A 23225-nucleotide genomic window follows, 5' to 3' on the forward strand; every position below is an offset into this window, starting at 1 on the left:
AATGCCACCATGCCTACTGAGACAACCACCAAGCGCGGACGGCCCGGTTACGACCAGCAGTCGGTGCTCCGCATCGCCGTCGACGTCTTCAACCGCCACGGGTACGATGCTACGTCCATGGGCATCCTGGCCGAGAACCTCGGGATCTCCAAGTCAGCCATCTACCACCACGTGCCGTCCAAGGGCGATCTGCTGAAGCTCGCCCTGGACCACGCCCTCGGCGGCTTGGAGGCCATCCTGGACGAGCCTGCCGCCACCTCCGGGGCGGCAGATGCTCGGCTGGAGTTCGTGCTTCGGCAAACCATTGCGGTGCTGGTGGACAGGCTGCCATTCGTCACATTGCTGTTGCGCCTGCGCGGAAATACCGAGATCGAACGCGACGCGCTGGAACGTCGCCGCGCCTTCGACCACAAGGTTGCCGCGCTCATCGCCGCTGCCCGGCAGGACGGCTCCCTGCGCCAGGACATCGATCCCCGCACGGTCACACGGCTCCTGTTCGGCACCATCAACTCGATCGTGGAGTGGTACAAGCCAGGCGGCTCCCTCTCCCCCGAGAAACTTGCCGACGACGTCATCACCATGGCCTTCGACGGCCTCCACACCGCCGCCTGACCCTCTCTCACTTCCTGACCGGTTTCCCCTGGATGCTCTCTCACATCCGGACCGGTTTCCCCGTTTCCTCTCTCGCCCTTTGTCGCCGGGCCGTGGCGGCGAGGCGGAAAAACACTGCGATTGATTTCGCCGCGACCAGCACAACGGCAGTCGTCACGATCGCGAGCACTCCAATCGTCATAGCCTCCCAGGCAGCCGGTCTGCCCAAGTGCAACCACGTGATGGCAAGTGCGGCAACACTTGCCAAGGGGAACGTGAACGACCAGAAGCCCAGCGAGAACGGCAAGGCCCGATAGCGCCGCAATAGTGTGAGCTGGATCAAAACCATTAACACCGTTATGGCCGTCAACCCCTCGAACATATAGTCTGGTCGACCCCCCGAAATGGCAAGCCACGCGGCCGCCGCAACCGCCGGCGGAGCGATCATGATTGCCAAGGTCGGAGTAAGCGAGTCCGGCATCGTAGGCCGAAGCGCGAGTCGCAGGAAGAAAAACACAGAGATCACGAGCCAGAAGAAGAGGCCGACGGCGAAACTTCCGACGGCGAGCCAGTCAAGTCCCGTCTGTCTTGCGGTGAGCGCACCCACAAAACCTGCCGCGCTGGTGGGGAGGAAGTAGCCGCCATGTACGGATTCAAGTGGCAACTCGCCGCGCATCCAGAAGTTCAAAATCCATGCGGCGAACGCGGCTGCAACGGCAATGGAAACACCGGTCACAATGGTTCCGGCTAAAGGAATGGTGCGGTGCAGCCCCGCCCCAATCAACATGGCTGCAATCGGAAGCAAGGCGGCGAGCGGGCCCTGCGCGAAGTGCTTGAGCTGATCAGAGAGCGACTGTTCCGTGCGCCTCCCGCGATGGACGTGCACCGCGATGGTCCAAAGCCAGGCAATGGCGGCGATCACCCAGAATGCTTGCGCAAGTTCGATCGGGGCTTGGAAGGACGAGGTCGCCGCCGACCAAACCTGTGCGAGGCCAGCCAAACCAAGCGGTATAGCGAGCGTATTCAGGGGGACGCGGGTACGAGGGGAAGGCGCTGAGGCGGTCTTCTCCAAGGGCGGATGTATAGACAATGGGTTCCCGTTTCTAACAACGTAGAGGGTCGGACAAGTGCTCAACAGCGGTTTTTGACCTAGAAGTACAATATCATGGGCGCTACGCTGTTCCCATGGGTAGACCGATGCAATTTGAGGCTGGTGAGGCTGTCAACAGAGCGATGGACTTGTTCTGGCGCCAAGGGTATGCCGGCACAACGCCGCAGGAGTTGGCCACCGAGCTGGGAATCGGCAAGGGCAGCCTGTACAACACGTTTGAGAGCAAACATGCCTTGTTTCTGCGTGCCCTTCGGCGCTACAGCGAGGCCAGAGTCGAGTACCTAACGGGCATGTTTGTAGCTCCCGGACCAATCCGACCGCGTCTCAAACAGGCACTCATGGCACTGGCCGGCGTGGGCGAGCATCAACGCGGTTGTGTCATGGTCAATGCTGCGGCGGAGCTCGGCGCAGCCGACGCCGAGGTGAATCAGATTGCGAACGAGATGTTCTCTCAGATCGAAGCTGTGTTCAGGCAGGCAATCGTGCAAGGACAAGCGTCTGGAGAATTCCGCACCGGTCAGGTCCCCGAAACTGTCGCCAGCCAACTCGTTGCTTCCGTCATCGGGCTAAGCGTCTTGGTCAAAACAGGCGGGCCCGCCGAGAGGTTCAGCAACATTATCGACGGACTCATTGACGGACTGTGACGACTACCGGAAGGTTTCCGACTGGCGTTTGCTATGCCGGATCTGCAAGGGGTTCGATGCCAGCCGCAACAGCGACTTCACGGTAGGCGTCGGCGAGATCAGCAAGGCTCGCGTGCCTGTTCAAGCCACTTGGATTCGGGAGCACCCAAACCGGGGCACCTCCAAGCGAATCGGGCTGTCGTCCCCAGGGCGCCCGCGGCCGGGCGAAAGCAGTCCGGTAGGCGCTGATTCCCAAAACCGCCACCATTGCTGGGGCGATAAGTTCAACTCGCGCAGATAGTGCCTTGGCTCCGGCAAGGAGTTGCTCGGGCGTGAGTTCATCCGCGCGCGCCGAAGCTCCCGCAACTATGGACGTGATTCCAACGCCCCGGTCCAGCAGATGGTTGAGGTCTTCGCGACGGAAACCTGCCGAGGCATCTATCCGGCGATCGACGATGCCGGCACGGAATAGCGCTGGATAGAATCGATTGCTGCCGCCACCGAAATGCGCCTGTACTGCAACAGCACGCAGGCCAGGATTGATGCCGACGAACAGGAGCCTCGTCTGGTCCGAAACCAAATCGGGCAGGGTTCGGCCCCGAAACGCATCAAGCGCAGACCTGCTAAATCCCATCGTTCAACCTTAGGACATGATTCGTAGGATCCTTCCGGAGCCGCCCAGCGTAAAATTTTCAGCGTAGGAGGTGGCCAAATGCATCTAGCCCTTAACACAGCCACAACCGTCCTGCCTGTCGATGACCTGAGCCGCGCACGAGAGTTCTACGCTGAAAAGCTCGGCCTTCCGCATCGCGGCAGGACCTGGGATGGAAATGATCTATTTGGCAACGACGGCGGCCCCATGCTGCAGTTGTTGCCGGTCACGGACGGTAAGCACTCTGGTCATACCGCCCTGAGCTTTGAGGTCGAGAACATCGAGCGAACTGTTGCGGAGATGGAGGCCCAAGGCGTCAAGTTCCAGGACTACGACGAGCCTGATCTCAAGACCGATAACCACATTTGCACCACGGACGCCGAGAAGTGCGCTTGGTTCATGGATACCGAGAACAATGTTCTGTGCATCCACGAGACCCTTGGCCAACAGGCCGAATACCAGCTGTAACCGTCCCCTTAAGGCAAAGCGCGTCCCCCTGGTGGGGACGCGCTTCGTTGTTATGTGAGAGAACAACCGGCCCAGGGCACGATGATGTGAGAGAAGATCCGGTAAAAACGGTCGGGATGTGAGAGAAGGTTACTTCTCCACGAGGGTCAGAACATCGTAGGTGGCTACGATTTCGTCGTTCTGGTTGGTGAGAACCGCGTCCCAGGCAACCTCGCCATATTCGTCAGTCTCACGCGGTGTGATCTTCTTGGCGGTCAACGTGACGCGGATGGAGTCGCCGGCTGCCACGGGCGTGATGAAACGCAGGTTCTCCAAGCCGTAGTTGGCCAGCACAGGACCCGGCGCGGGCTCCACGAATAACCCGGCAGCCCAGCTCAGGAGCAGGTAGCCGTGCGCGACGATGCCCGGGAAGAACGGGTTGGCCTCGGCTGCTTCCTGATTGGTGTGTGCATAGAACGTATCGCCAGTGGAGTTAGCGAAGGCCGTGATGTCCTCGAGGGTCACCTGGCGCAGATCGGAGCGAACGGCGTCGCCGATCCTCAGCGTCGAGAGGTGCTTCCGGAAGGGGTGCTCACCTTCGGTTTCCACGGTGAAATTGCGGTCGGCGCCCGTGTGCCACTGACCGGTAACGGCGGTGAGCATGTTCGGCGAGCCCTGGATGGCGGTGCGCTGCATGTGGTGCAGGACCGAGCGGATACCGCCCAGCTCCTCGCCGCCACCTGCGCGGCCAGGACCACCGTGGACCAGGTGAGGTACGGGTGAGCCGTGTCCGGTGGAGGACCGCGCGTCCTCGCGGTTGAGTATGTGGACGCGGCCGTGATGCGCTGCGATTCCGAGCACCAGCTCCTGCGCCACCGAAGGATCGTTGGTGCACACGGACGCCACCAATGAACCCGAGCCTCGGGCTGCGAGGCGGATGGCATCGGCAAGATCCGAGTATCCGATCACCGAGGAGACGGGGCCGAAAGCTTCAAGGGAGTGGACTTCTTCGGCTTCCGCGTCGGCCCAGTTGAGGAGTACGGGAGACATGAAAGCCCCGTCTTCCACGACACCCACGGTGCCCCCGACCGAGGTGACCGACGGCGAATCGAGGGACCCGTACGCAAGCTCACCACCGGCGTCGAGCATTGACTGGACGGCCGCGCGGACGTCGGCGAGCTGCTCCAGCGAAGCCAGGGCGCCCATGGTGACGCCCTCGGCGCGAGGATCACCAACCACCACACGCTCGTTAATGCGCGCACCAATGGCCGCAGAGACGTCGGAAATCAACTCCTGCGGGACGATCACACGGCGGATGGCGGTGCACTTCTGGCCGGCTTTGACAGTCATTTCGGTGACGACGGCCCGGACAAACGCGTCGAATTCCGGAGTGCCGGGAACAGCGTCCGGTCCAAGGATCGCGGCGTTCAGGGAGTCGGTCTCACAGGTGAAGCGAACGCCACCCTGGACCACGTTGTGGTGGGCCTTCAGCGAATTCGCGGTAGACGCCGAACCCGTGAAGGAGACGAGGTCGCGGAAATCCAGTTCGTCCAGGATGGTCCGGGCGGAGCCGGAAATCAGTTGAAGGGAACCCGCGGGCAGGATGCCGGACTCGACCATCGCCTTGACCGCGGCCGCCGCAACGTAGCCCGTGGGCGTGGCCGGCTTGACGATGGTGGGAACGCCGGCGAGGAATGCGGGCGCGAACTTCTCCAGCATGCCCCAGACCGGGAAATTGAAGGCGTTGATCTGCACCGCAACGCCGGGGATGCGTGTGTAGATGTGCTCACCGGCGAACGAACCATCCTTGGACAGCACCTCCATCGGCCCATCCACCACAACCTGCGAGTTGGGCAGTTCACGGCGACCCTTGGACCCAAACGTGAAAAGAACGCCGATGCCGCCGTCGATGTCGATCATGTTGTCGATCTTGGTGGCGCCGGACTGCGACGAGGACTCGTACAGCTCTTCACGCCGGCCGTTGAGGTACATGGCAAGCTCTTTGAGCTTGAGCGCACGCTGGTGGAAGGTCAGCTTTCCAAGTTCCGTTTGGCCTGTGGTGCGGCCGTAATTTACGACGGCGGCAAAGTCCAGTCCGTCAGTGCTGACGTTGGCCAGGACTTCTCCGGTGCTGGCATCACGGACCGGGACGGTTTTGGCGTCAGGAGCCGGCGTCCACCAGGCATCCTGGACATAGCTGGGGACGGTTGCAACGGCTGTGGTTTCCGGGGCGACTGCGGTAGTGGTCATCGTCGACGGGTCCTTCCAAGGCACGTGAAATCGGCTCGGTCATTGGGTCTGCGGGACCGCAAACATTACTGACCGGCCGTTCGGTAATATATACAGGGTACATGAATGCCCGGAGGAGTGCAGCAGCAATTTCGTCGCTCTCTCACATCCCACCCGATTCCAGCCGATCCTCTCTCACATCCCGCCCGATTCCAGGCATCGTTCTCTCACATCACCGCAGCTTGGCCCGGATCGCCTCCACTTCCTGGCCCGTGACGCCATTCCGCGCCAGGAATGACTCAACGTCCAGCGAACCAAGGAACATTTTCACGCCCGCACGCTTCTGCTCCAACCAGGCCTCGAACTCCTCGTCCGAAAGGTAGGGATCGTGCGCGTGCGGTGCCCCGTGGGTGCGGTGCCGCTCATTGATCCCTCGCGCGGCAAGTTCGTAGCCGCGCAGGATTTCGTCGTCGCCAAGATCGGCCAAGCGTTGCAACATGAGTGCGATCACCCCGCTCCGATCCCGGCCCGCCGAGCAGTGAATCACAACCTTGCCTGGCGAGGCGGCGATGGCCTTGAAGACGGCCGCAATCTTCTCCCCAAATAGCCTCACATAGTCGCCGTACTGCGACGGGTCCTTCAGGTACGGGCCGAAGAGTTCGCCGAAATCGCTATGGTCGGGGTCCTCCGTGGGGCAATGCACGACGTCGATGCTGGCCTTCACGTCGTCCGGCACCTTGGGATCGGTGTCGCGTTGCCGCCGCTCGCCCGAGGCGCGCAAATCGATGATAGTGCGGATGCCGTCGTCGTACATTTGGTGCCAACCGGCTGCGGTTACCCACTCGTGGCGACCCATTCTGTACACGTCCCCCGCGACCCGCCAGGCGTTCACGGCGCCATCCCAGTGGACGCCTAACTGCGGTGCTGTCCCGTCCATAGGAGCCAGCTAAGCACATTCGCCTGCAGTGATGTGAGAGAACATCCGCCCAAAGGCGACAGGAAATGAGAGAAGATCGGCCGAAAGGGCGGTGGATGTGAGAGCGGATCAGAAGGGGGTATTGCGCGGGGCGAGTGACTCATGTCATACTCGTTCTCGATGCGCATCGACGATACGTATCGACGAACACGAAACGCAAACAACAACCACAATCAAACCGTTCAGCAGAGAGCGCGAGGAGGCCAGGACATGCCCACCAGCAAGGACGTTGCCCAGGCCGCCGGCGTTGCACAGAGCACGGTTTCCTATGTTCTTAGTGGCAAGCGACCCATCTCCGAGAAGACGCGGAAAAAGGTGGAGGATGCTATCCAGCAGCTGACCTACCAGCCAAATGCCGGAGCCCGCGCGCTTGCCAGCCGTCGGACCCGCGTGATCGGCCTGGTCATCCCTTTCATCCCCGAGTTGCACATGGCGTCGATCATGGAGTTTGTGTCCGTGATCGCCAACACTGCCCGCCTCTATGACCACGACATCCTGCTGGTCACCGAGGATGAGGGCGCACCGGGGCTGCAGCGTGTGGTGGGCCAGCAGATCTGCGATGGCCTGATCCTGATGCAGGTGGAAGGCGACGACGAACGGCTCCCGGTAGTCCGCAGCCTCCACGTTCCCGTGGTGCTGATCGGCATCCCACATGATCCTTCCGGATTGGTTTGCATTGATGCCGACTTTGAAATGGCCGGCGAACAATGCGTCCAGGATCTTGCGGCAGCAGGGCACGCGGTGATCTCAGTGATCGACTGGCAGCCGGAGGTTGTCGATCGCCACGTGAACTACGTGGAACGCTTCATGTCCGGCACCAACAAGGCCGCGGAGACCCTCGGCGTCAAGGTGCTGCACCTTCCCGGAGGAACTGACCACGAGGTGATCGCGGAATCCGTGGACAAAGCCTTGGCGGAGACCACTGGAATACCTGCGTTTATCGCTCCGGACGGCACCGTTCAGGACGTTCTTCGACGGGTTCTGACCAGCCGTGGCCTGACTCCCGGGAAGGATGTCTCCGTCATCGGCAGCGCCTCCCCCACCCTTGCTGAGCTTCAGCCCATACCGCTTTCCACCATTGACCTCCGCCCGGCCGAAGTATCCCGCCGTGCGGTGAAGATTATTTGCGATCTCCTCGAAGCCGAAAACCAGGGACCAACCGAATCCCTGGAATTGGTACCCACGGTCATTACGCACCGTGCCAGCACGCTCCGTCCACCCCACGGCAGCTAAACCCTCTGCACAGCACCCTGCATCTCATCCGTTTCCAAATTCATCGATACGCATCGTCGATACGTATCGACAACCTCGTCCCCGATAAAAGCCATCCCCAGAAAAAAGGAACAGACAATGAAGTCAGCACAAAGGACAACCCGTCGTCCTCTTGCCCTCGCCGTCGCTGCGTTGGTCGGCCTGCCCCTGGCCCTCTCAGCCTGCGGGACCTCCCCCGCAGCTTCGTCGTCGGAGGCCGTCAAAGAAATCTCCGTGATGGACTACTACAACAACGAGCCGGATAAGTCCTTCATCGGCGACGCCCTGACTAAGTGCGGGACGCAGGCAGGTGTGACCATCAAGCGGGAGACCGTCCCGGGCAAGTCCCTGATCTCCAAGGTGCTCCAGCAGTCCTCCTCCAAAACGCTTCCGGACGTGCTCATGCTGGACAATCCGGACCTGCAGCAGGTTGCCGCCACGGGCGCTTTGGCTCCCTTGTCAGACTTCAAGATCAGCACGGATAACTTCGCAGAGGGTGTCCTGAGCGCAGGCACCTACAAGGACAAGGTCTATGGCCTGGCTCCCACCGTGAACACCATTGCCCTGTTCTACAACAAGGACATCCTGGACAAGGCTGGAGTAACCCCGCCCACCACCTGGGATGAGCTGAAGGCAGCCTCCGCCAAGCTCACCGCCGGCGACCAGTACGGGCTCGCGTTCAACGCCAACCCCACTTATGAAGGCACCTGGCAGTTCCTCCCGGTCATGTGGTCCAACGGCGGTGACGAGAAGAAGATCGACACCAAGGAGACCGAGCAGGCACTCCAGCTCTGGACAGACCTGGTCAAGAGCGGCTCCGTCTCTTCCTCCGCCCTGAACTGGACCCAGGCCGATGTAAAGGACCAGTTCATGGCCGGCAAAGCAGCCATGATGGTCAACGGCCCGTGGCAGATCCCGGCCCTGGATAAGCAGCCCACTCTGCAGTACGGCGTCGTAAAGATCCCCGTCCGTGAAGCCGGCCAGACGTCCGTTGCGCCGCTGGGTGGCGAAGTTTGGACGGTCCCCCAGACCGGCAACAAGGCACGCCAGGCCAAGGCCGCGGAAGTGGTTGCCTGCCTGAACAGTGACGAGAACCAGATGGCGATGGCCAAGGTCCGCAACACGATTCCTTCCAAAACCACGTTGGCGGAGAAGTTCGCCACCGAAAACCCCAAGCTCGCTACGTTCACTGAGCTGATCAAGACTGCCCGCGCCCGCACCGGCGAGCTGGGTGCAGAATGGCCGGCACAGGCAACCAAGATCTACACCGCCATCCAGACAGCCCTGACCGGTAACGCCTCGCCGGCAGATGCCCTCAAGCAAGCGCAAGGCCAGTAAGCAGCCAGCCATGTCATTGACAACAGATTTGTCGCAAACAGCGGCAGGTTCCACCGGAAAGGCCGCGGGAAAGGCCACGCGCAAGCATGGCCGCCCGGCAGGCTCGCCTACAGAAGCGCAGACACCACGACGGCGCACCCGCCAACGCCGCGAGCGCATCTTCCAGTGGCTCTTCTTGGTTCCTGCCGTGGTCTACATGGCACTGTTCTTCGGCTACCCCGTGGTCAAGAACGTCGTCATGAGTTTCCAGGACTACACCACGGCTACGTTCTTCACCGGAGAAGCCCCGTGGGTAGGGCTGGCCAACTACGTAACTGTATTGTCGTCGTCGTTGTTTTCCACCTCACTGCTGAACACCGCGCTGTTCACGGTGGGTTCCATCCTGGGCCAGTTCGTGATCGGGCTGGCGTTGGCGATCTTCTTCCAACGCAAGTTCCCGCTCAACGGAATCCTGCGCTCGCTGCTCCTGCTGCCTTGGCTACTGCCGCTGATTGTCTCGAGTGCCGTGTGGCGTTGGATCCTGGACAAGGACAGCGGAGCTCTCAACCGTTTCCTGGGCGATCTGGGCGTCATCAACACGGGCGTTCCGTGGCTGACCAGTACCTCGTTGGCTTTGATCGCTGTGGTGGGAGTGAACATCTGGATTGGCATCCCGTTCAATCTGACCATCCTCTACGGGGGCCTGCAGGAGATCCCGGACGAGCTTTACGAGGCCGGGTCCCTGGATGGCGCCACAGGTTGGAAGGCGTTCCGGCATATCACCTGGCCAATGCTCCGTCCCGTGGTGAGCGTGGTGCTGGTGCTCGGCGTCGTCTACACGCTGAAGGTGCTGGACATCATCCTGGGCCTGACCAACGGTGGCCCGGCGAACTCGACCCAGACCATCGCTACCCAGTCCTACGACCTCTCCTTCCACGAATTCAAATTCGGCGAAGGCGCGGCCCTGGGCAACGTGCTGGTGATCATTTCCCTGGTGTTCGCGGTCCTGTACCTGCGGGCAAGCCGACGTGCTGTGGATGAGTGAGGAAACCATGACAACCGTACTGAAAGCACCCACACTCCGGCCCAGCAGGGCAAAGGCGCCGGCAGGAAACCGCAAGAACTGGGGCTACACGGCGCTGGCCATCTTCTTCCTGGCCATCATGCTGTTCCCGGTCTACTGGATGATCAACGCCTCCCTGCAGCCCAACGGCACTACCTTGGAAACCTCGTGGCTGCCCTTGAAGCCCGACTTCACCGGCTATGCCACAGCCATCAGTGAGCAAGCCGGGAACCTCGGCACGAGCCTGATCATCTCTCTGGGCAGTGTGGCATTGAGCCTGGCAATCGCTGCCCCGGCGGCCTACGCGCTGGCCTATTTCAAGGTTCGCGGCGCAGGAGTTGTCCTCTTCGCGATCCTCATCAGCCAGATGATCCCGGGCATCGTGGTGGCCAACGCCCTCTACACGGCCTACAACGATCTTGGGCTGCTCAACTCCATTCCAGGCCTGATCCTCGCGGACTCGGCACACGGAATTCCGTTCGCCATCCTCATCATCCGGGCGTTCATGAACGGCATGCCGTCGTCCGTGATCGAGGCAGCGCGGGTGGACGGTGCGGGGCACGTCCGGGCGTTCTGGTCGATCGTGATTCCGCTGAGTCGGAACTCGCTGATCACCGCGGGCCTCTTTACGTTCCTGTTCGCCTGGAGCGACTTCCTGTTCGCCCTGACCCTGACCACCACGGAAGCGGTCCGCCCCGTCACCCTGGGCATCTTCCAGTACATCGGCGCCTACGTGAACGACTGGAGTTCAGTGATGGCGACGGCGGTACTCGCCTCCATCCCGGCCATCGTCTTGTTGGTCGCGGCCCAAAAATACATCGCCGCTGGCACCACCGGCGGCGCGGTCAAGTAGACCCTCACTCATCAGAAGGAAAAATCATGCCTGAAACAAGCAAGCCCATCCGCGTCACCGTTTGGAGCGAAAACCGTCACGAGAAGCGGGACGAACTCGTGGCACGCCTGTACCCGGAAGGAATGCACGGCGCAGTTAAGGCGGGCATCGAGGAGAACCTGGGTTCCGGCGTCGAGGTTCGCACCGCGACCCTGGACGAACCCGAGCATGGCCTCACGGAGGAAGTCCTCGCCAACACGGACGTCCTCACCTGGTGGGGGCACATGTCCCACGCCGACGTTGAGGACGAAATCGTGGAGCGCGTCCACCGCCACGTGCTCGCGGGCATGGGCCTGATTGTGCTGCACTCCGGGCACTGGTCCAAGATCTTCACCAAGCTCATGGGCACTAGCTGCACCCTGCGCTGGCGCTCCGAACACGACCGCGAACTCGTCTGGACAGTGGACCCGACCCACCCCATCGCCAAGGGCGTGCCGCACCCCATCGTGATCCCTGAGCAGGAAATGTACGGCGAATTCTTCGATATCCCCACGCCGGAGGAACTGGTGTTCATCAGCTCGTTCAGCGGAGGCGAAGTGTTCCGTTCGGGCTGCACGTTCCGGCGCGGACACGGCAAGATCTTCTTCTTCAGCCCCGGCGACCAGGACTACCCCGTCTATCAGCACAAAGACATCCGCCGGGTCATCGCCAACGCCGTCGAATGGGCCGTCACTGACCGTCCCGAGCGCGCCGTCCCTGAGCTGCTTCGCTACGAAACCAACGACTTCTTCAACGGCAAGAGCTACCAAGGAGCAAACGCGTGAGCACGCCTTTCGCCATCATCCCCGACGACGGCACTCCCCTTCGCGTCGTAGTGGTCGGCGCCGGGGGCATGGGCCGCGCCTGGCTTCGAACCGTTGAGTCGTCACCGTTGGTGGAACTTGTGGGCATCGTGGATCTGGATCTCGCCACCGCCGCCGAGGCTGCAGCTTCGCTCGGCCGTCCAGACCTTCCGGTGGGTGCCGGCACAGCGGCGCTGGCGTCCGACGTTGGAGCCCAGGCGATCATCAACGTCACCGTTCCTGCCGCGCATCATCCGGTCACTACCGAGGCACTCGCTGCCGGCTTGCCGGTTCTTGGCGAAAAGCCCGTGGCCTCCACAGTGGCGCAAGGGCTTTCCCTGGCAGCCGCGGCTGAGCTTCACGGCCAGCTGTTCATGGTCAGCCAGTCCAGGCGCTACAACCGGCAGCTCTTCGAAGCCAAGCGGCTGTCCGGGTCCCTGGGTGCTGTTGGCATCGTCTCTGCCGAGTTCTTCAAGGCGCCGCACTTTGGCGGATTCCGTGATGCCATGGACCACCCCCTGCTGCTGGACATGGCGATCCATCAATTCGACATGGCCCGGTTCCTGCTCGACGCCGATCCCGTCTCTGTTTTCTGCGAGGAGTACAACCCCTCGTGGAGTTGGTACCGCGGTGATGCCGGGGCCACGGCCGTGTTCGAAATGACCGGCGGCGAGCGCTTCGTGTTCAACGGAAGCTGGTGCAGCCCGGGCCAGGAAACCTCGTGGAACGCCTCGTGGCGGATCAGCGGCGAGCACGGCACGGTCTTGTGGGACGGCGACAATGAGCCTGTTTCCTCTGTTCCTGTTTCCGGCGATGCTGGCAGTTCTGAGGATCCCGGCCAGGAAATCGCTGGTTCCCTGCGCGACTTTGTATCTGCAGTCCGCACGGGAAGCACCCCGATGGGGCAGGTGCACCAAAACATCATGAGCCTGGCCATGGTGGAGGCGGCCATCCTGAGTGCGGCCAACGGCACCCGGGTTTCCGTGGACACGCTGCTTGAGGACTCGTACCAACAGGCACTACTTGCCGAGCGGGACCCGGCCGTGTTGGAAGTTTTGAAGTCCTGGACCTCGGTTCGCAGTGCGCTTGCGGGAGGCAGTGCGCTTACGGGAGGCAGTGCGCTTGCGGGGGAAGGCATTCGGCTGTGACTCGGAAGCTGCGGGTGGGCATGGTGGGCTACTCCTTCATGGGCGCCGTCCACTCGCATGCTTGGCGAACGGCGCCACGCTTCTTCGATCTCCCACTTGCGCCCAAGCTGACGGCGCTGGCTGGCAGAAATGCTGCTGCTGCTCAGGCGGCCGCGGCCAAGCTCGGTTGGGATTCCGTGGAGAGCGATTGGCGTCGCCTGATCGAGCGCGATGACATTGACCTGATCGATATCTGTTCCCCGGGCAACACGCACGCCGAGATTGCGATTGCTGCCCTGGAAGCCGGCAAACACGTGCTGTGCGAGAAACCCTTGACCAATAGTGTGGCTGAGGCTGAGAAGATGACCGCTGTGGCATCCTCGGCCGCCGAGCGGGGCGTGTACTCGATGTGCGGGTTCACGTATCGGCGAACTCCTGCACTGGCCCTTGCTAAGCGGATGGTGGACGAAGGCCGGTTGGGAGATCTCCGGCACGTCAGGGCCCAGTATCTCCAGGATTGGTTGTCGGATGCGGACGCGCCCCTGACGTGGCGCCTGGACAAAGCAAAGTCCGGGTCTGGCTCACTGGGTGATATCGGCGCCCACAGTATCGACGCCGCACAGTGGATCACCGGGTCCAACATCACAGGGGTTTCAGCCCTAATGGAGACGTTCGTGAAGGAGCGGCCAATCGGCGGTGACTTCGTTGGGCTCGGCGGTCACCGTGGCGCAGACGGTCCGCGCGGTCCGGTAACTGTGGACGACGCCGCGATCTTTACGGCCCGTTTCGGCGGAAAGACGCCCGACGGCGGTGACCCAGCCATAGCGGGTGGCGGCACGACCGCCGTCGGGCGTTCCACCTACGGCGGCCCGATCGGAGTGTTCGAGGCGACTCGGTTTGCCCTGGGAAGGAAGAACGCCATGCGGCTGGAACTCAATGGCACGCTCGGCTCGTTGGCTTTCGACTTCGAGGACATGAACTCGCTGTCCTTCTACGATGCCTCCGACGAGGACGCCGGTTTCCGACGGATCATCGTGACGGAACCATCGCACCCTTACGTCGGGAACTGGTGGCCCACCGGACATGGCCTGGGCTACGAGCACGGATTCACGCATCAGGTGGTGGACCTCGTGAACGCCATCGCTGAGGATCGCCAGCCGGAGCCATCCTTCTCTGATGCGTTGCAGGTCCAGAAGGTGTTAGCGGCAGTGGAGGCCAGCGCCGAGGCTGAGAGCCGCTGGCAGAAGGTGTGAGCTTGCGTCCGGCCTGCATGAACGTCGCGAACCCGCTGTTTCGTTGTTGGGCAACAACGAAACAGCGGGTTCGCAACGTCCTAGTGGTCTAACGCTTGGCGAGTTGAGTCAGCTTCACCGAGGAGAGCAAAGCAGACGCATACGCCTGGTGTCCGGCGCTGTTCGGGTGGAAGTTCGCATCCAGGAGTGGCTGGGTGAGATCCAGGACGATCCATGGGTTGGCTGAGTTGACCGCATGCCCAAGGAACCGCTTGGTCATATCGATGAACACCGCGTTGGTCCCGCTCTCTTGCACCGCCTTTGCAATAGTCGCGTTGAGGGCATCAATGGCCATGTTCACCTGGATCTGGTTCGCGACCGGCACCACTGTGACGCCACCAATAACGATGTCGCCTTGGGACGGATCAAACAGGCGCGGATAACCAAGAACAGCGATGACGGCGTCCGGGGCCGCCTGTTGGATGGCCTGGTAAGTGATCTCAAGTCCGGACTCGATCACAGGAAGATTGGCGATGATCCCGGAAACGGTGGCCGCGCATAGCTGGGTATTGGGCGTGGAGCAGTTCTGCAAAGCGAGCAAACTGCCGGCATCCACGGCACCAGCTGTGACGCTGACCAGATCAGCACCAGCCAAGGCCTGCTGCCCAGCGAAGATTTGTTGACCGACAGTCGGCGTCACTCCGTCATAGAAGGGTGGGACGGGGAACAACACGGCTCCATGACACGCCAAGTTGGCCACCAAGGTGACCTTTGGTGAGGCGTCCACCAGGTCAACGTAACCACCGGGGCTTTGCCAGCAAGCCACGGGTGGCCTGCTCAAGCCCCCCGCACCAGTCCCCGCCGTGTATGAATCACCGAGCGCCACATACGTGACAGGTGGCGGCGGTGCGGCGGTGGCCGGACTGGCCGTGAATCCCAGGGTGAGTGCCAGGGCGGCGAGTCCGCCTGCAAAAGCCAAGTGCCGGCGTCGTGCTCGATGAGTTGCCATGATGCTTCCCCTTCATACTGCTCTTTTGGGGCTCCGGTGGTCCGATAAACAGGATCACTTAGCGGCACGCCCACCCGTCGGCCGCGTACGGGGCAATGTGTTGGCCAGATTACGCCCGGCAGGCAGCGCGGTACAGGCCCTGTGGCTACCCTATTTTTCGGCTTCCACGTTCCTGCTCACCTATGCGCCGTACTTGGCCAGCCTGTATTCCAAGCCGTTCCGCACCGCCGGCCATTCGTGTTCCAGTATGGAGAACACCACGGTGTCGCGGAGGGTGCCGTCCTTGCTGCGCGAGTGGTTCCGGAGCACACCGTCCTGCTTGGCGCCGAGTCGGGCGATCGCGTCGCGGGACTGGTGGTTGAGCCAGTGCGTACGGAATTCGACGGCGGGGCAGCCAAGGGTCTCAAAGGCATGCCGAAGGAGCAGCAGCTTGGAGTCGGGGTTGGTGCCCGTGCCTTGGACGGACGCCGCGTTCCAAGTCGAGCCAATCTCAACGCGCGGGGTGGCGGCGTCAATGTTCATGTACGTCGTCATCCCGATGACCTTGCCCGTGCTGTTGAGCCTGGTAGCGAAGGGCACCATGGACCCTTTTGCCTGCAGGTCCAGCCGCCGCTCAATCTCGGCAGCCATACCTTCCGGCGTGGGCACGGAGGTGTACCAGAGCTTCCAGAGTTCACCGTCCTTGGCCGCCTCCACAAGGTCGTCGTGGTGATCTGGCCGCAAGGGTTCAAGGGTCACGAATTTGCCGGTCAGGGTAATGGGTTCAATCGAGGTCACCCGGTTAGCCTAACCCGCCCCGGGCTTCAGTCGTTCCAGTCGAAGAAGCCCTTGCCCGTTTTGCGGCCAAGCTCCCCGCGGGCCACCTTGTCCCTCAGGATCTGCGGCGGAGCGAAGCGGTCACCCAGCGTGGAATGCAAGTACTCGGCGATACCCAGACGAACATCGAGACCGACGATGTCCGTGGTCTTGAGCGGCCCGGTAGGGTGCTTGTACCCGAGGACCATCGCGGCGTCGATATCCTCCGCTGAAGCCACGCCCTCCTCAACCATGCGCATCGCTTCCAAGGCAATAGCGACGCCCAGCCTTGAGGACGCAAAGCCCGGCGCGTCATTAACGACGACGGCCGTCTTGCCGAGTGCCTCCGTCCAGTTCTTCGCCGCTTGGGCGAGTTCGGGCGAGGTCTCCTTGGCCAGCACCACTTCGATGAGGGTGGAGGCGGGCACCGGGTTAAAGAAGTGCAGGCCGATGAAGTTGGCTGGCCTGCGGAGTGCATTCGCCAAGTCCGTCACGGACAACGACGACGTGTTTGAGGCAAGGAACGCATCAGCGGAAAGGTGGTCTTCCACCGCTTTCAAAGCGGTGACCTTGAGATCGTAATCCTCGGGCACAGCTTCTACCACCAGGCCACAGTGGATGAAGGATTCGTAGTCCGTCGACGTGCTGAACCGGGCCATGGCTTCGTCAGGGGTTTCGCTCAGCGTGCCGCGGGCAGCGGACTTGGCAACCGCATCAGCGACCCGGCCCTGCGCTCCGGCGGCTGCCTCGTGATCCCTCTCCACGACGATGACCGTGGCGCCCTTGGTCAGGAACGCGTGCGCGATACCGGCACCCATCCGGCCACCACCAAGAACTCCAACAACGTGGGGAATCGCGGGAACTGCTGTCATTTCTGGATCCTGTCGTCGTTGGCAGTCGTGGATGAGCTGGCGGCCTTCGCCGATTTCTTATCCAGGAAAGCCTGCATCCTGTCGAACTTGGCCTGGGATTCGAAGAGGATCCCTTGGGCAAGGGTATCGATCAGTGGGTGCGCTTCCGCAGGAGCGTGGAACACCGACTTGGTAATGCGGACGGCAAGGGGGTCCTGGCGGCCGATCCTGTCAGCCAGATTGTGCGCGGCCTCCATAAGATCAGGGGCTTCGTGAATCTCGGTGATCAAGCTGATTCGCAGCGCTTCCTCGGCCCGCAACACGGCGCCGGCGAGGAGGATTTCCTTGGCCTTCGGTTCACCCACAAGCTCCTTGAGCCGCCAACTGGCACCCGCTGCAGCAAGGATTCCCAGCCCTGTTTCGGGGTTGCCAATCCGGGCACTCGGGGTCCCGATGCGGAAGTCCGCCGCATAGGCAAGCTCCGCACCGCCACCGAGGCAATAGCCGTCCAAAGCTGCGATGACGGGCATGGGCAGCTTGGCGATGCGCATGAAGATAGTCGAGTTGATCCCCCGCAATGCGTCATCCCGCCGGCGTTCCCGGAGCTGTCCAATGTCCGCACCCGAGGCGAAGACGCCGTCCGTGCCCGCGATGATCAGCACCTTGGGGTTGCGCTCCAGCTCGGCACAAACGAGGTGCAGTTCATCCACCATGGTTTGGTCGATCGCGTTGCGTACTTCGGGACGGTTGAGAAGAACAGTGAGCCTGTCGTCGCGTTCCTCGAGGAGAAGTGTGCTGAAGTCTTCCTGGTTCAGTGCCATTTACACGCCTTCCAGCAGCATTGCCGTGCCCTGGCCCACGCCGATGCACATCGTGGCAAGGCCAAGCTTCGGTCCATTGTTGCTGGCAAGCTCCCGCTCCATGCGGCCCAGAAGGGTAATGGCCAGGCGTGACCCGCTGGAACCCAGCGGGTGCCCCAAACTGATGGCGCCGCCGTCGTTATTGACGATTCCCGGGTCCAGCCCGAGGCGCCGCATGCTGGCAAGGGATTGGGTGGCAAAAGCTTCGTTGAGTTCCACTGCGCCGAGCTGGTCCACGGTAAGGCCAGTGCGGGCAAGGACCTTCTGAGTTGCCGGGACAGGACCGATGCCCATGATTTCCGGCTCACAGCCCGCCGAAGCGCCATCGATGATGCGGGCGCGAGGCGTCAGGCCGAACCTCTTGATGGCTGCCTCGGAAGCGACGATGATCGCAGAGGCGCCGTCATTGAGGCTGGAGGAGTTGCCCGCGGTGACGACGGAGCCACCGGGGACTACGGGCCGAAGCCCAGCCAGGACATCCATGGTGGTGCCTTCGCGGGGACCTTCATCAGTGTCCACCACGGTCTCGGACTTGCGGGTCTTCACGGTGACCGGAACGATCTCGTCCTTAAACCGGCCGCCTGCAATGGCTGCCAACGCGAGCTCGTGCGAGCGGACAGCGAAAGCGTCTGCGTCCTCGCGGGAGATGTTGTCCACACGGCCCACTTCCTCGGCCGTTTCAGGCATGGAGTAGGTCATCTTGCCGTCACGGGAGAGCTCTCCCTTGGTGAAGAGCGGGTTGACGAAGCGCCAGCCGATGGACGTATCGAAGATCTGGCCCGGCTTGGCGAATGCAGTGGTGGGCTTCTCCTGGACCCAGGGTGCCCGGCTCATGGATTCGACGCCACCCGCCACCACGATGTCCGCGGCGCCCGACTTGATCATCTGGCTCGCCATGATGATGGCGCTCAGGCCCGAGGCACAAAGCCTGTTAACCGTGATGCCCGGGATGTGGAGGGGAAGTCCCGCGAGGATGGTCGCCATGCGGGCTACGTTGCGGTTCTCCTCGCCAGCGCCGTTGGCGTTGCCGAGGATTACCTCATCAATGGAGTCAGGATCGACGCCGGCACGCGCCACGGCCTCACGGACCACCAGCGCGGCGAGGTCGTCAGGACGGACGGAGGACAATGCCCCGCCGTAACGACCAACCGGCGTCCGTGCGCCGCCAACAAGAAAAGCCTCGACCATGAGAACATCCTTCGCGAAGTGAAAGGGACCGGTTCGGGAATAATATACCGACCGTTCGTTCTATAAAGATTACACGGCCTGCCGTACGGGTCAACAGATGAAGCCATCTCCCCGCAGCACAGCCAGCGCCTTAGACCACCCGGATGCCCAAATGTCCGGCCAACAGCGGGGCCATGAGACTCAACTGGTAATCGTCAATGACAACCCCGGCGAGCCCGGCCAATCCGTTGATACCTCGGAATTCGGAGCTCCGCAGATCCACGTCCTTGAGTTTGGCACCGGTGACATCCAGGGTTCCAATAGTGCAGTTCTTCAACGACACCCGGGTCCCGGTGCAGCCGCCCAGATCGAGCTCGTTGATGATGCAGTCGGAAATCTGGACATCCATCAACTTGGAACCACGCAGGTTCACGTAGTCCAGCTTGCCGCCGTCGATCCGCACCGAGCGCCACGTGCCCTCGTACAGCTCGGCTGATCCCCACCTCGGATTGCTGATCTCCACGTCCTGCCAGGAAGTCCGGGCCGCAGTGAAGGCTGGCGCATACGGCTCCGCAAGGATGCACTCCCGGAACGTGGCGCCACGCAACTGGGCCTCGTTGAAGGAGACGCCCGTGAACTCACACTCAATGAAGTCAGCACCGCTCAGTTCCTCCCCATCCGCGGACACGCGGGTAAACCTGATGCCGTCATACCGTTCCCCACGCTGGAAGTTCGGGGCGTCGTCGTCGCGCAGTTCATCCAGGCGCACCGGCGAGATCTTGGGGGCTGCCACCTTTGCAGCCGCCATCAGAGGGATTCCGCCTTTGCAGCGATCTCGGCAAGGTCCTTGCTGAGGGCCTTTCGCGTGATGCTCATGCCTATCTTCCCGAACAAGGCCATGGCGAGCTTGCTGAGGAGCGTGGGTTTGAGGACCTCGGCGCCGAATGTCAGCGTAAGGTCAGTTCCGCCGTCGCGCCCTGCCAGGTTGAAGCGGGTGGTGTAGTCGGCGCCGCCCTGAAGTGCTTTGACCGTGGTACTGCGGGGCGGGTCCACCTCGTCCACCCACATCTCCACGGTTTCCAGCCTGCCCATCATGGTCCGTGTTTCCTTCCAGCGGGTCCCTTCCCCATAAGGACCCTCACTGAGCATCTGGATTGCATTGATGCCCGAAAGGGTGCCGGCCGAGCCCGGAATGTCCGAGAAGACCGCCCAAACTTTCTCCGGGCTGGCGTTGATGTGCTGCGTCAGGGTGGTGGTGTGATCCATACATCGAGCCTAGTCCGGGGCACTGACACTCCCAACTGACTGGCATTAGTGGTTGTTATAGAGCCCCATAACAACCACTAATGCCAGTCAGATGCAGGCAGGCTACTAGAGCCTGTGGATAACCACTCACGTCCACCAAGGTTTTGCAAGCATGGGGAAATGCGTATCCCCAAGCAGTTGCCCGGTCGCTTTCAGTCGGCGCCATTCACTTGGCAGGAAGCGCTCGACGCCGGCGTCTCCCGTCAGCGGTGGAGGCACCGCTGGCTTGACTCACCCAGCCGGGGAATCCGCAGCCCCGCCCCCGAACAGCCGATGGAGTTATCCACCACCGCCCGGCCCTACACGGTCATTACGCCGTTTTCCGCAGCCTCCCATGCCACGGCGTTCAGGCTCTGGGCGTTTCCGGGGTTCCTGCCGGGAAGCCACGAATCTGTCATCCACATTTCCCGTCCCGACACCATGGCAATCCCACGAAGGAAAGGAGTGGTGGGACATGTAGGGCAATTCTTCGAGGACGAAATCACCAACCACCAAGGCTTGCTCATCACCAGCAGGGCGCGGACGTGGCTCGATTGCGCCCGGAAGATGAGCATCGACGAGATCACTGTGGTGGCCGATCACCTGCTGCGGTTGCCGAGGCCTGAATTCGAAGGGCGCAGCGATCCTTACTGCACGCGCGAGGATCTGGAAACCATGCTTGACCGTCACAAAGGAACGCCAGGGATCCGGAAGGCTCGCTTGGCACTCGAGCAGGCCCGCATCGGAGCTGATTCCGCGCCCGAAACCCGGCTTCGGCTGGCACTCGAGTGTGCTGGGCTGCCAGAAGCAGAAGTCAACATGCCCACTGAGTTGGGTTCCGGCGTCGTGCGTCAACCGGACCTTTGGTATTCCGAGCAGCGCGTCGCCGTGGAATACGAAGGTGAGGGGCACTCCGATCCCGGCCAAATTGTCAGGGACATTGAGCGGGAAGAGGATTTCAGTCGCGCCGGGTGGATACTGGTCCGAATCTCAAAGCGCCACATGGGAAACGATGCGAGCTCGGCGGTAGCCAAAGTCAGAAACGCGCTCATAAATCGTGGATGGGCACCCAAGTGACTGGCATTAGTGGTTGTTCCACGCCTTCAGAACAACCACTAATGCGAGCTAGTTGGTGAAGAGAGCGTTAGCTGAAGAGTTCGCTCTTCGGCTCGTTGTTCTTGACCTTCTGCCAGCCAAGCCACAGGACCAGGGCGAAGAACGGGATGGTCGCCAGGGTCCAGAGACCCAGGAGGAAGACCTCGCCGGTTGCCTTATCGGTCATGGTGTCGAAGCCGATCAGGACGGTGATGGCCAGCAGCGCAATCAGGCCCAACCAGCTGGTCCACGGCGAACCGGGCATCGGCAGGGTGGAGACGTTGCCACGCTTCTTCCGCAGGGCAATCTGGCTCGCGAAGATGGAACCCCAGGTGAAAATCACGCCGATGGAGGCCGTGTTCAGCGCGAGGTCGAACGCGTGGGAGCCACCCAGCCAGATGTTGAGCAGAATGCCCACCAGATACACTCCGCCGATCGCGAGGATGGCCGCGTACGGCACGTGGCGGGAGGACATTTTGGTGAGCCACTGCGGGGCGTGGCCATTGTTGGCCATGGTCCGGAAGATGCGGCCGATCGAGTACAGGCCCGAGTTGCACGAGGACAGCGCGGCGGTGATGACGATCATGTTCATGACGTCGCCCATCCAGCCGAGGCCCATCTGGCCGAACACTGTAACGAACGGCGAGGTGCCCGCCTTGTACTGGTCCGACGGCAACAGCATCGCGAGGAGCATCACGGAACCGACATAGAAGACGATAATGCGGATGACGACGGCGCGGATCGCCTTGGGAACTTCGCGTTCCGGGTTCTGCATCTCACCAGCGGTAATACCAACGAGCTCGATGGCGTTGTAGGCGAAGATCACGGCGTTGAGGACCAGGATCATGACCAGGCCGCCCTTGGGGAACATGCCGCCGTCTTCGTGGAACAGGTTGCCCACCGAGGCGTGGCCGGTGCCCACCTGGGCGTTGGTGACAACCATGAAGGTGCCAACGGCCAGGAAGATCAGGATGGCGGCGACCTTGAGGCAGGAGGCCCAGAATTCGAACTCGCCGAACGCCTTGACGCTGAACAGGTTCACGGCCACCAGCAGCACCAGCGCTGCAATGGCGGAAAGTTCAACGGGAACGTTGGGGAAGAAGAACTGGAAGTACAGGCCTATCGCGATGAGCTCGGCAATGCCTGTCATGGCCCAGTTGATGAAGTACATCCAGCCTGAAAGGAAGGCGCCCTTCTTGCCGAACATTTCACCGGCGTAGCTCACGAACGAGCCCGACGTCTGGCGGTACATGATGAGTTCACCGAGGGCGCGCATCAGCAGGTAAGCGATGACGCCGGCGATTGCGTAGGAGAAAATCAGGGCCGGGCCGGTGGAGGCCAAGCGGCCACCGGCGCCCATGAACAGGCCGACGCCGATCGCGCCACCCATGGCAATCATGGTGACGTGGCGCCGGCTCAGGGTCTTCTGGTATCCCTCAGCGCTGAGGGTTGAATCGACGGCGGTGGGTGTGGCCGTCGGGTTCTGGAGATCTGTGGGAGTACTTTGCGGCACAGCTGTTCCTTGTGGGTTGGGGTATTGCTGTAGGTGTTTACGCCCATGCCGGAACATGGGCACCTTTGCCACACAAAATTCGAGCTTTCCTCGTTGGAGGTCTCCGAAGTGTGACAAAGAACGCAGAACGCCGAAGGTTCGCGCAACCCGTCTATCTTACGGGATTAACGCGAATGCCCGTGACGCAGGCAACAGCACCCTCCCTGAACAAAGCAACGCGGGGATCCTTCTATGGTTGTCAAGCGTGGCAAGGGCCGGGGTTTGGGGCGTTGAGGGTTCGGTAGATCCGCCGGGCGAGGTAGCGTTTCACGCACCGGCGGATCTCCTTTGTGGTTCGTCCCTCGGCTTGGCGTTTGCG

At 61.9% G+C, this 23225-nt stretch carries 23 protein-coding genes and 1 pseudogene; 11 read left to right on the top strand and 13 right to left on the bottom strand.

All coding sequences use genetic code 11. The features are described 5' to 3' along the window. Positions 1 to 9 precede the first annotated feature (9 nt). Entirely contained in the window at positions 10 to 612 is a 603-nt protein-coding gene (locus AB4Z15_RS22745; protein WP_442003525.1) for a TetR/AcrR family transcriptional regulator, read from the top strand. Between the two features lie 40 nt (positions 613 to 652). Here AB4Z15_RS22745 and AB4Z15_RS22750 read toward each other — a convergent pair whose 3' ends face one another. Further along, on the bottom strand, positions 653 to 1726 hold the full coding sequence (locus tag AB4Z15_RS22750; RefSeq protein ID WP_442019048.1) for a transporter: 1074 nt from the start codon (positions 1724 to 1726) through the stop codon (positions 653 to 655). A 50-nt stretch (positions 1727 to 1776) separates the two neighbouring features. Here AB4Z15_RS22750 and AB4Z15_RS22755 point away from each other — a divergent pair, with 50 nt between their 5' ends. Further along, on the top strand, positions 1777 to 2346 hold the full coding sequence (locus tag AB4Z15_RS22755) for a TetR/AcrR family transcriptional regulator (RefSeq protein ID WP_442019049.1): 570 nt from the start codon (positions 1777 to 1779) through the stop codon (positions 2344 to 2346). Positions 2347 to 2377: 31 nt separating this feature from the next. Here the strand turns inward: AB4Z15_RS22755 and AB4Z15_RS22760 are convergent, their stop codons facing one another. Next, positions 2378 to 2959 carry a mismatch-specific DNA-glycosylase gene (locus tag AB4Z15_RS22760; RefSeq protein WP_442019050.1) on the bottom strand — a complete coding sequence of 194 codons (582 nt, stop codon included), beginning with the start codon at positions 2957 to 2959 and terminating at the stop codon, positions 2378 to 2380. 78 nt (positions 2960 to 3037) lie between these two features. On the opposite strand from AB4Z15_RS22760, the gene AB4Z15_RS22765 reads away from it, so the two are divergent. Next, complete coding sequence (locus AB4Z15_RS22765; protein WP_442003521.1) at positions 3038 to 3445, top strand: VOC family protein; 408 nt, start codon at positions 3038 to 3040, stop codon at positions 3443 to 3445. Positions 3446 to 3574: 129 nt separating this feature from the next. Here the strand turns inward: AB4Z15_RS22765 and paaZ are convergent, their stop codons facing one another. Continuing rightward, entirely contained in the window at positions 3575 to 5674 is a 2100-nt protein-coding gene (paaZ, locus tag AB4Z15_RS22770) for a phenylacetic acid degradation bifunctional protein PaaZ (RefSeq protein WP_442019051.1), read from the bottom strand. Between the two features lie 211 nt (positions 5675 to 5885). Next, positions 5886 to 6590, bottom strand: coding sequence for a tyrosine-protein phosphatase (locus AB4Z15_RS22775; RefSeq protein WP_442019052.1), 705 nt, complete (start codon positions 6588 to 6590; stop codon positions 5886 to 5888). A gap of 249 nt (positions 6591 to 6839) precedes the next feature. On the opposite strand from AB4Z15_RS22775, the gene AB4Z15_RS22780 reads away from it, so the two are divergent. The 7 genes from AB4Z15_RS22780 to AB4Z15_RS22810 all read left to right on the top strand — a co-directional run bounded on the left by AB4Z15_RS22780 (position 6840) and on the right by AB4Z15_RS22810 (position 14314). Next, positions 6840 to 7862: a LacI family DNA-binding transcriptional regulator gene (locus AB4Z15_RS22780; RefSeq protein WP_442019053.1), complete on the top strand. Its 1023-nt coding sequence runs from the start codon at positions 6840 to 6842 to the stop codon at positions 7860 to 7862. A gap of 117 nt (positions 7863 to 7979) precedes the next feature. Further along, positions 7980 to 9218, top strand: coding sequence for a sugar ABC transporter substrate-binding protein (locus tag AB4Z15_RS22785; RefSeq protein ID WP_442019054.1), 1239 nt, complete (start codon positions 7980 to 7982; stop codon positions 9216 to 9218). Positions 9219 to 9228: 10 nt separating this feature from the next. Then, the gene (locus tag AB4Z15_RS22790; protein ID WP_442019055.1) at positions 9229 to 10242 is read left to right on the top strand and encodes a carbohydrate ABC transporter permease; all 1014 of its coding nucleotides are present in this window, start codon (positions 9229 to 9231) and stop codon (positions 10240 to 10242) included. A 7-nt stretch (positions 10243 to 10249) separates the two neighbouring features. After that, positions 10250 to 11113 carry a carbohydrate ABC transporter permease gene (locus tag AB4Z15_RS22795; RefSeq protein WP_442003515.1) on the top strand — a complete coding sequence of 288 codons (864 nt, stop codon included), beginning with the start codon at positions 10250 to 10252 and terminating at the stop codon, positions 11111 to 11113. 26 nt (positions 11114 to 11139) lie between these two features. Next, positions 11140 to 11916: a ThuA domain-containing protein gene (locus tag AB4Z15_RS22800; protein ID WP_442019056.1), complete on the top strand. Its 777-nt coding sequence runs from the start codon at positions 11140 to 11142 to the stop codon at positions 11914 to 11916. Further along, positions 11913 to 13082 carry a Gfo/Idh/MocA family protein gene (locus AB4Z15_RS22805; protein WP_442019057.1) on the top strand — a complete coding sequence of 390 codons (1170 nt, stop codon included), beginning with the start codon at positions 11913 to 11915 and terminating at the stop codon, positions 13080 to 13082. The genes AB4Z15_RS22800 and AB4Z15_RS22805 overlap by 4 nt, the downstream gene beginning before the upstream one ends. Positions 13083 to 13102: 20 nt before the next feature. Then, complete coding sequence (locus AB4Z15_RS22810; protein WP_442019067.1) at positions 13103 to 14314, top strand: Gfo/Idh/MocA family protein; 1212 nt, start codon at positions 13103 to 13105, stop codon at positions 14312 to 14314. A gap of 88 nt (positions 14315 to 14402) precedes the next feature. Here AB4Z15_RS22810 and AB4Z15_RS22815 read toward each other — a convergent pair whose 3' ends face one another. From AB4Z15_RS22815 to AB4Z15_RS22845, 7 genes are all read right to left on the bottom strand, one after another. Continuing rightward, the gene (locus tag AB4Z15_RS22815; RefSeq protein WP_442019058.1) at positions 14403 to 15302 is read right to left on the bottom strand and encodes an SGNH/GDSL hydrolase family protein; all 900 of its coding nucleotides are present in this window, start codon (positions 15300 to 15302) and stop codon (positions 14403 to 14405) included. 180 nt (positions 15303 to 15482) lie between these two features. Next, positions 15483 to 16079 (bottom strand): GNAT family N-acetyltransferase, encoded by a 597-nt coding sequence (locus tag AB4Z15_RS22820; protein ID WP_442019059.1) that lies wholly within the window; start codon positions 16077 to 16079, stop codon positions 15483 to 15485. Positions 16080 to 16105: 26 nt separating this feature from the next. Next, positions 16106 to 16969, bottom strand: coding sequence for a 3-hydroxyacyl-CoA dehydrogenase family protein (locus AB4Z15_RS22825; RefSeq protein WP_442019060.1), 864 nt, complete (start codon positions 16967 to 16969; stop codon positions 16106 to 16108). Beyond that, on the bottom strand, positions 16966 to 17769 hold the full coding sequence (locus AB4Z15_RS22830; protein ID WP_442019061.1) for an enoyl-CoA hydratase/isomerase family protein: 804 nt from the start codon (positions 17767 to 17769) through the stop codon (positions 16966 to 16968). The genes AB4Z15_RS22825 and AB4Z15_RS22830 overlap by 4 nt, the downstream gene beginning before the upstream one ends. Beyond that, positions 17770 to 18996, bottom strand: a complete 1227-nt coding sequence (locus AB4Z15_RS22835) for a thiolase family protein (protein ID WP_442019062.1) — start codon at positions 18994 to 18996, stop codon at positions 17770 to 17772. 130 nt (positions 18997 to 19126) lie between these two features. Further along, on the bottom strand, positions 19127 to 19783 hold the full coding sequence (locus AB4Z15_RS22840; RefSeq protein ID WP_442019063.1) for a pentapeptide repeat-containing protein: 657 nt from the start codon (positions 19781 to 19783) through the stop codon (positions 19127 to 19129). Beyond that, the gene (locus tag AB4Z15_RS22845) at positions 19783 to 20241 is read right to left on the bottom strand and encodes an SRPBCC family protein (RefSeq protein ID WP_442019064.1); all 459 of its coding nucleotides are present in this window, start codon (positions 20239 to 20241) and stop codon (positions 19783 to 19785) included. The genes AB4Z15_RS22840 and AB4Z15_RS22845 overlap by 1 nt, the downstream gene beginning before the upstream one ends. A gap of 159 nt (positions 20242 to 20400) precedes the next feature. Here AB4Z15_RS22845 and AB4Z15_RS22850 point away from each other — a divergent pair, with 159 nt between their 5' ends. Continuing rightward, positions 20401 to 21336, top strand: coding sequence for a hypothetical protein (locus tag AB4Z15_RS22850; RefSeq protein ID WP_442019065.1), 936 nt, complete (start codon positions 20401 to 20403; stop codon positions 21334 to 21336). Positions 21337 to 21403: 67 nt separating this feature from the next. Here the strand turns inward: AB4Z15_RS22850 and AB4Z15_RS22855 are convergent, their stop codons facing one another. After that, positions 21404 to 22867 (bottom strand): amino acid permease, encoded by a 1464-nt coding sequence (locus AB4Z15_RS22855; protein WP_442019066.1) that lies wholly within the window; start codon positions 22865 to 22867, stop codon positions 21404 to 21406. Positions 22868 to 23105: 238 nt separating this feature from the next. Continuing rightward, positions 23106 to 23225, bottom strand: a pseudogene (locus tag AB4Z15_RS22860) (IS110 family transposase); the annotation flags it as partial.

The organism is Paenarthrobacter sp. 2TAF44 (genome assembly GCF_052114885.1).
GTDB lineage: Bacteria > Actinomycetota > Actinomycetes > Actinomycetales > Micrococcaceae > Arthrobacter.

Bases quoted from the DNA above. Each gene is read 5' to 3' on its own strand.
- AB4Z15_RS22745 (WP_442003525.1), top strand. From the start codon at position 10: ATGCCTACTGAGACAACCACCAAGCGCGGACGGCCCGGTTACGACCAG.
- AB4Z15_RS22755 (WP_442019049.1), top strand. From the start codon at position 1,777: ATGGGTAGACCGATGCAATTTGAGGCTGGTGAGGCTGTCAACAGAGCG.
- AB4Z15_RS22760 (WP_442019050.1), bottom strand. From the start codon at position 2,959: ATGGGATTTAGCAGGTCTGCGCTTGATGCGTTTCGGGGCCGAACCCTG.
- AB4Z15_RS22765 (WP_442003521.1), top strand. From the start codon at position 3,038: ATGCATCTAGCCCTTAACACAGCCACAACCGTCCTGCCTGTCGATGAC.
- paaZ (WP_442019051.1), bottom strand. From the start codon at position 5,674: ATGACCACTACCGCAGTCGCCCCGGAAACCACAGCCGTTGCAACCGTC.
- AB4Z15_RS22775 (WP_442019052.1), bottom strand. From the start codon at position 6,590: ATGGACGGGACAGCACCGCAGTTAGGCGTCCACTGGGATGGCGCCGTG.
- AB4Z15_RS22780 (WP_442019053.1), top strand. From the start codon at position 6,840: ATGCCCACCAGCAAGGACGTTGCCCAGGCCGCCGGCGTTGCACAGAGC.
- AB4Z15_RS22785 (WP_442019054.1), top strand. From the start codon at position 7,980: ATGAAGTCAGCACAAAGGACAACCCGTCGTCCTCTTGCCCTCGCCGTC.
- AB4Z15_RS22790 (WP_442019055.1), top strand. From the start codon at position 9,229: ATGTCATTGACAACAGATTTGTCGCAAACAGCGGCAGGTTCCACCGGA.
- AB4Z15_RS22795 (WP_442003515.1), top strand. From the start codon at position 10,250: ATGACAACCGTACTGAAAGCACCCACACTCCGGCCCAGCAGGGCAAAG.
- AB4Z15_RS22800 (WP_442019056.1), top strand. From the start codon at position 11,140: ATGCCTGAAACAAGCAAGCCCATCCGCGTCACCGTTTGGAGCGAAAAC.
- AB4Z15_RS22810 (WP_442019067.1), top strand. From the start codon at position 13,103: ATGGTGGGCTACTCCTTCATGGGCGCCGTCCACTCGCATGCTTGGCGA.
- AB4Z15_RS22815 (WP_442019058.1), bottom strand. From the start codon at position 15,302: ATGGCAACTCATCGAGCACGACGCCGGCACTTGGCTTTTGCAGGCGGA.
- AB4Z15_RS22825 (WP_442019060.1), bottom strand. From the start codon at position 16,969: ATGACAGCAGTTCCCGCGATTCCCCACGTTGTTGGAGTTCTTGGTGGT.
- AB4Z15_RS22830 (WP_442019061.1), bottom strand. From the start codon at position 17,769: ATGGCACTGAACCAGGAAGACTTCAGCACACTTCTCCTCGAGGAACGC.
- AB4Z15_RS22835 (WP_442019062.1), bottom strand. From the start codon at position 18,996: ATGGTCGAGGCTTTTCTTGTTGGCGGCGCACGGACGCCGGTTGGTCGT.
- AB4Z15_RS22840 (WP_442019063.1), bottom strand. From the start codon at position 19,783: ATGGCGGCTGCAAAGGTGGCAGCCCCCAAGATCTCGCCGGTGCGCCTG.
- AB4Z15_RS22845 (WP_442019064.1), bottom strand. From the start codon at position 20,241: ATGGATCACACCACCACCCTGACGCAGCACATCAACGCCAGCCCGGAG.
- AB4Z15_RS22850 (WP_442019065.1), top strand. From the start codon at position 20,401: ATGCGTATCCCCAAGCAGTTGCCCGGTCGCTTTCAGTCGGCGCCATTC.